The sequence below is a fragment of the Stenotrophomonas pictorum JCM 9942 genome (assembly GCF_001310775.1).
Taxonomy (GTDB): domain Bacteria; phylum Pseudomonadota; class Gammaproteobacteria; order Xanthomonadales; family Xanthomonadaceae; genus Stenotrophomonas; species Stenotrophomonas pictorum.
This window is the reverse complement of record NZ_BAZI01000168.1, coordinates 1-6,053: the sequence shown is the minus strand read 5'-3', so window position 1 is coordinate 6,053 and position 6,053 is coordinate 1. Positions and strand designations below refer to the sequence as shown.

The window sequence follows — 6,053 nt, the reverse complement described above, 5'->3', positions numbered from 1 at the left end:
AGCCGCTGGACACCTCCGAACAGAAGCCGCCGGTGGCCGATATCCGCCAGCCGGTGGCTTCGGGCAATACCCCTGCCGCGGCGGATATCGCCGCGGTGGCCGGGCTCAATGCGCAGTTCGACCCGGCGCGCGATCCGTTCGCCGATCTGGAAACGGCCAAGGTCGAAGCCCAGCGTGGTGGCAAGCGCATCATCCTGGATGTCGGTGGCGAATGGTGCTCGTGGTGCCACCTGCTCGACGCCTTCATGGAAGGCGATTCGCAGCTGCGCCGCTTCCGCGATGCCAACTACGTGTGGATGAAGGTCAATTACAGCGAGGACAACGAGAACATCGCGTTCCTGTCGCGCTTCCCCGGGATTACCGGCTATCCGCACCTGTTCGTGCTCGACGCCGACGGCCGGCTGCTGCACTCGCAGTTCACCGGCGAGCTGGAAAAAGGCAAGGGCTACGATCGCGCGCGCTTCGAGGCGTTCCTCCGCCAGTGGGCCCCACCTGCCACGCCCTAGGCATGCGGTAACCGTCAGCAACAGCGGCGCCGCAGGGCGCCGTTTTTTATTGGGGCACGCCGGGGCTTCATTTCCGTGCACCCCGGCCGCTATCGGAAAGATAGCCCGGCATCCGGCCGGGGACGCCGGCCCTATCCGCATGCACGCTGCTCCGCCTCCTGTTGATGCGCTTGACGAATCCGCCACTGCCGAGGCCGCCGGTGTGAACCTGCCGACGGTGGAAGCACTGCTGGATGAAACGCCAGACATGCCGCAGGAAGTGCCGCGCTACCGCCTGCCGCTGGCCGCCTCACCGCCGAACATCATGCTGCAGTCGGCGATCACCCGGCTGGTCGAACAGAAAGAACGGATCGATGCGCTGGTACGCGACGGCCTGCTGTCCGGCCTGTTGCCGGCCGAATGGAGCGCGCACCCGGGCAACGAGTTGCGTGCCTTCGTCGCCTCGGTGCTGCCGTTCGCCTCCGATGCGGTGCGCAGCGAGACCGTGCCGGCGCGGGTGCCACTGAAATTCCTGCTTGGCCAATCGCACCGCTGGAGCCGGGCCGAGGTGGCCGAGCCGAAATCGCTGGCGGTCTATCTGGCGGCCGACGAGCGGGCAACGGCAGGCAGCGCCGATCAGGCCGAAGTGATGCTGCTCTCGCCGCTCGGTCTGGCCTGGGCGCAGGAGGGACGCAGCCGGGTCGGCTTCCTGCGCGCGCTGGGCGTCGAGTCGATGGCCGCGCGGGTGACGACGCTGGCATATCCGGAAGCGGCGCAACTGGCGCTGTACCAGGTGACGGTCGATGGCATGACGCAGATCTGGTGCGTGCTGGACAACCGCCGACTGCGTGCGCTGTCGGCCCCGTCGCTGACCTTGCCGGTGTTGACCGCTTATGGCGTCGTCGCGCCACAGCCCTGGCCGGCGCAGTGGCCGGAACCGGCCGACGTTGGCGCCGAGCTGGCGCGGATGCGCGGCGGTCGTGGCGTGGTCGAGGTCGATCTGGTCAAACTGGTGGACAAAATAAGACGTGGCAAAGCCGGCGAGGCCTGGGCCAGCGCAAGTCTGATGCAGCTGCACACCTGGGTACCGCGTTGGCGCTTTTTCCTGGCTTCGTTCATCGGCCTGCCGGCGGCCTTGCTGGTGATCGCAGCACTGGCCCTGCCCGGTCAGATCGAAGCGGCCGCGGTGGCTTCGGCGCTGGGTTTCGCCGGAGGCGCCATCGCCGCGCTGGCCGCGCCATGGATCTATGCGCGACGCAAGTACCTGAGCTGATCGCCGATGGCGATCAAGCCTCGTTCATGCGTGCCAGGCCGGCCTCGGCCAGGCGCGTGATCAGGCGTTCCAGCCCCTGTTCTTCCTCCTCGGTGAGGACCGACATCAGGCGCCGTTCCATCTCGATCACCAGCGGTGCGATGGTCTCGTAGACCTCGAAGCCGGCCGCCGACAGCGCCAGCACCGAGCGCCGGCGGTCATCGCCGTGGGTCTCGCGTTTGATGAAACCGCGTTCCAGCAGGCGCGCCACGGCGCGGCTGACCGCGACCTTGTCCATCGCCGTGCGCTCGGACACCTCGCTGGCCGAGGAACCCGGGTACAGCGCCAGGATCGTGATCACCCGCCATTCGGGGATGGCCAGGCCATAGCGCTCGCCATACAGCCGGGCGATGTTGCCGCTGACCCGGTTGGACAACACGCTGATGCGGTAAGGCAGGAACTGCTCGAGATCCAGCAACACGTGCGAGGCACGGATGCTGGTGGACTTGCTGTAATCGGAAGAGCTCATGCTGCAGTGCACCTTGATGGTGGTTTCATGTGAAACTATAACCTTCGGTCCAGGCCCCCGTTCGGGCGGGCCTTCCTGTCTAGCTCGCCGGTGACCGGCGACTGCCCTGCTTCCGGAGCCAACTCATGAATACCCCCAGCGCCACCCACGCGCCCAATCTGGGCATGCAGGTCACCACCTTCGAAAACCCGATGGGCATCGACGGGTTCGAGTTCGTCGAGTTTGCCGCACCGGCCGGGCAGGGTGCCCAGCTGCACGACTACTTCCAGAACATGGGATTCACTGCCGTGCTCCGCCACCGGCAGCGTGCTATTACCGTCTACCGTCAAGGCGGCGTCAACTTCCTCGTGAACGAGGAGCCGGATTCCTTCGCCGCCGATTTCGCCGCCAAGCACGGTCCGTGCGCCTGCGGCTTCGCGATCCGCTTCGGCAAGCCGGCGGCCGAGGTGCTGGCCGCGGCCATCGGCAACGGCGCCGAGGAAGTGACCCTGCTGGCCGACACCCGCGCGGTGCCGGCGCCGGTGATCAAGGGCATCGGCGACTGCATGCTGTATCTGGTGGACCGCTATGGCGCCGCCGGCAGCATCTACGACACCGATTACGAGCCCATCGAAGGCGCCGAGCAGAACCCGGCCGGCTTCGGCCTGACCTTCATCGACCACCTGACCCACAACCTGTACCTGGGCAACATGCAGCAGTGGTCGGACTACTACGAGCGGTTGTTCAACTTCCGCGAGATCCGCTACTTCGACATCAAGGGCGCCAAGACCGGGCTGGTGTCCAAGGCGATGACCGCACCGGATGGCATCGTGCGCATTCCGCTCAACGAGTCCTCCGATCCGAAGAGCCAGATCAACGAATACCTGGACGCCTACAAGGGCGAGGGCATCCAGCACATCGCCTGCTTCACCGACAACATCTATGAGACGGTCGAGGCGATGCGCGCGCGTGGCATCCAGTTCCTGGACACGCCGGACACCTATTTCGACGTGGTCGACCTGCGCATCCCGGACAACGGCGAGGACGTGGAGCGTCTGCGCAGGAACAAGATCCTGATCGATGCCGATCCGGAGACCAAGCAGCGCAAGCTGCTGCAGATCTTCACCACCAACGCCATTGGCCCGATCTTCTTCGAGATCATCCAGCGCAAGGGCAACGAAGGCTTCGGCGAAGGCAACTTCCAGGCGCTGTTCGAGAGCATCGAGCGCGACCAGATCAAGCGCGGCGTGCTGTAACGTTACCGGCCCCTTCCCCCGAGAAACGCGCGATGCTGACCGAGCTGATCACCCTGCTGACCTGTGACGACCTGCAAGGCAAGGACCTGGCCGCCTGCGTGTCCAGGATCAAGGCCTCGCCGATGGATCCGGAGCTGGACTGGATCGACGGCGACAGCCCGGCGGCGTTCATGCAGTTCGCGGTCCTGGCCGAGCTGGGCGATTACCTCGCCATCGGTGACAAGCTCGATGAACTGCACGAGGAGATCAGCGAGCAGTTCGCCAACCCGCTGCCGGCAATGCCCCACCAGGCGCTGTCGGCGGCGGAGTATTTCCAGTGGCTGGACGGGCAGCTGGCCGCCCGTCCGACCCCCTACGAGATACTGCTGTGGGGCAATCCGTTCGACGACAACCTCTACGCCTTCATCGTCCGTCGCCACGACAGCCCGCGCATTCTTGAACTTGCCGGAGAACTGGGTTTGCTGATCGAACCGGCGACCCGGCGTCAGCTGACCTGAAACCACCCCTCCCGTCCGGCCCATCCAAGCGAGCGCAGCCATGTCCCAGAGCAATACCGCCTACCAGTCCGGATTCGGCAACGAGTTCGCCACCGAGGCCGTACCCGGCACGCTGCCGGTGGGACGCAATTCGCCGCAGCGGGTGGCCCATGGCCTGTATGCCGAGCAGCTGACCGGCACCGCTTTCACCGCTCCGCGCGGCAGCAACCGCCGCAGCTGGCTGTACCGGATCCGTCCGGCGGCGATGCACGGCGAATTCACGCCGTTCGTGCAGCCGCACCTGCATGGCGAGTTCAGCCACGCGGCGGTATCGCCCAACCAGCTGCGCTGGGATCCGCTGCCGTTGCCCACCACGCCCACCGATTTCATCGAAGGCCTGTACACCATGGGCGGCAACGGCGGGCCTGCGGCGCACAGCGGCGCGGGCATCCATATGTATGCGGCCAACACGGACATGCGCGGCCGCTGGTTCTACAACGCCGATGGCGAGCTGCTGATCGTGCCGCAGCTGGGCCGGCTGCGGCTGCGCACCGAGCTGGGCCTGATCGAGATCGAGCCGCAGCAGATCGCGGTGATCCCGCGCGGCGTGCGTTTTGCCGTGGAGCTGCCCGACGGGCAGGCGCGCGGCTATGTCTGCGAGAACTTCGGCGCACAGTTGAAGCTGCCGGACCTGGGGCCGATCGGCAGCAACGGCCTGGCCAATCCGCGCGATTTCGAAACCCCGGTGGCCGCCTACGAGGACCTTGAAGGGCAGTTCGAGCTGGTCGCCAAGTTCCAGGGCCGGCTGTGGCGCGCGGACATCGGCCACTCGCCGCTGGACGTGGTCGGCTGGCACGGCAACTACGCGCCGTACCGCTACGACCTGCGCCACTTCAACGCCATCGGTTCGATCAGCTACGACCATCCGGATCCGTCGATCTTCCTGGTGCTGCATTCGGCCAGCGACACCCCGGGCACCAGCAACCTGGATTTCGTGATCTTCCCGCCACGCTGGCTGGTGGCGCAGGACACGTTCCGCCCGCCGTGGTTCCACCGCAATATCGCCAGCGAGTTCATGGGCCTGATCCACGGCGCCTACGACGCCAAGGCCGAGGGCTTCGTGCCCGGTGGCGCCTCGCTGCACAACTGCATGACCGGCCACGGCCCGGATGCGGCCACCTTCGACAAGGCTTCCCATGCCGATCTGTCCAGGCCGGATGTGATCACCGACACCATGGCCTTCATGTTCGAAACCCGCGGGGTGATCTGCCCGAGCGAGCAGGCGGTGGCCGCGACGCATCGCCAGCGTGGCTACCAGGCCTGCTGGAGCGGCCTGCGCAACCACTTCACCCCGCCCCGGGGGTGATTCACGCCGGCAGCGGTGCCGGTTCCAGCACCGCTGCCAGCTGCGCCTGCGGCAGCACTTCACGCAGGCGCGCCTGCACCCGCTGCGTGTAGCCTTCGGAAGTCAGTGTCGGCAGGTGTCGCAGGGCCAGCGTCAGCGCCTGCACGGTGTCGGCATCCTCACGCGCGGCCTGCAGCACCCGGTGCAGCTGGGTGGCGGTGGGATGGCGCTGCAGGGCCAGGATATCCAGCACATAGATGCGTGCGGCCAGCAGCGAGCGGCGGTGCGGCTCGGCAGGAGCGGGGCGGTCCGTGGCCAGATAGCCCTCGCGCTGCAGCCCGGCGATCAGTGTGGCCGCGTCACTGCCCAGCAGCAGGCGCAGCTCGTCCAGATCACGTTTGCCATCACACAGGATCAGCGCCCGCCGCTGGCGCAGGTCCAGCGCGCCGGAGGGTGTGTGCAGTTCGGCATGGCCCAGTTCGGTCTTGTGCGGCTGCATGGGGACTCGACGCGGCGCGGAAGGAGATGAGCCTGGCGGTCGCCGGTGAAAGCACCATGACAGGGCGTCGCTCACCTGGCGCGGCCGGTGCGGTCGCTAGACTCCGCCAGGACCTGCCCGGAGTTGCCATATGAACCGCGTCGCCTTGTTTTCGCTGATCCTCCTCGCGCTGCCGGCGGCCTGTGAACGCCCGTCCGAGCCGACCGCATCGCCGTCGGCAACCGGCAGCGTG

General features: G+C 66.9%; 7 protein-coding genes. 5 read left to right on the top strand and 2 right to left on the bottom strand.

The genetic code is table 11. From position 1 onward, the window contains the following. The coding region (locus tag JCM9942_RS09680; protein WP_054659315.1) for a thioredoxin family protein at nt 1-506 on the top strand (506 nt) is incomplete at its 5' end. A gap of 139 nt (nt 507-645) precedes the next feature. After that, nucleotides 646-1,758 carry a hypothetical protein gene (locus tag JCM9942_RS09675; protein ID WP_054659313.1) on the top strand — a complete coding sequence of 371 codons (1,113 nt, stop codon included), beginning with the start codon at nt 646-648 and terminating at the stop codon, nt 1,756-1,758. Nucleotides 1,759-1,771: 13 nt separating this feature from the next. On the opposite strand, the gene JCM9942_RS09670 is transcribed toward JCM9942_RS09675, so the two are convergent. Beyond that, nucleotides 1,772-2,266 carry a MarR family winged helix-turn-helix transcriptional regulator gene (locus JCM9942_RS09670; RefSeq protein ID WP_054659311.1) on the bottom strand — a complete coding sequence of 165 codons (495 nt, stop codon included), beginning with the start codon at nt 2,264-2,266 and terminating at the stop codon, nt 1,772-1,774. A 125-nt stretch (nt 2,267-2,391) separates the two neighbouring features. Here JCM9942_RS09670 and hppD point away from each other — a divergent pair, with 125 nt between their 5' ends. The 3 genes from hppD to hmgA are packed head-to-tail and all read left to right on the top strand — an operon-like array spanning nt 2,392 to nt 5,343. Continuing rightward, nucleotides 2,392-3,501 carry a 4-hydroxyphenylpyruvate dioxygenase gene (gene hppD, locus JCM9942_RS09665; protein WP_425478340.1) on the top strand — a complete coding sequence of 370 codons (1,110 nt, stop codon included), beginning with the start codon at nt 2,392-2,394 and terminating at the stop codon, nt 3,499-3,501. Nucleotides 3,502-3,533: 32 nt separating this feature from the next. Then, complete coding sequence (locus JCM9942_RS09660) at nt 3,534-3,998, top strand: hypothetical protein (RefSeq protein WP_054659310.1); 465 nt, start codon at nt 3,534-3,536, stop codon at nt 3,996-3,998. A 40-nt stretch (nt 3,999-4,038) separates the two neighbouring features. Then, nucleotides 4,039-5,343, top strand: a complete 1,305-nt coding sequence (gene hmgA / locus JCM9942_RS09655; RefSeq protein ID WP_054659308.1) for a homogentisate 1,2-dioxygenase — start codon at nt 4,039-4,041, stop codon at nt 5,341-5,343. Nucleotide 5,344: 1 nt separating this feature from the next. Here the strand turns inward: hmgA and JCM9942_RS09650 are convergent, their stop codons facing one another. Continuing rightward, a complete protein-coding gene (locus JCM9942_RS09650) occupies nt 5,345-5,821 on the bottom strand; it encodes a hypothetical protein (RefSeq protein ID WP_054659306.1) in 477 nt (158 codons plus the stop codon). Between the last annotated feature and the right edge of the window lie 232 nt (nt 5,822-6,053).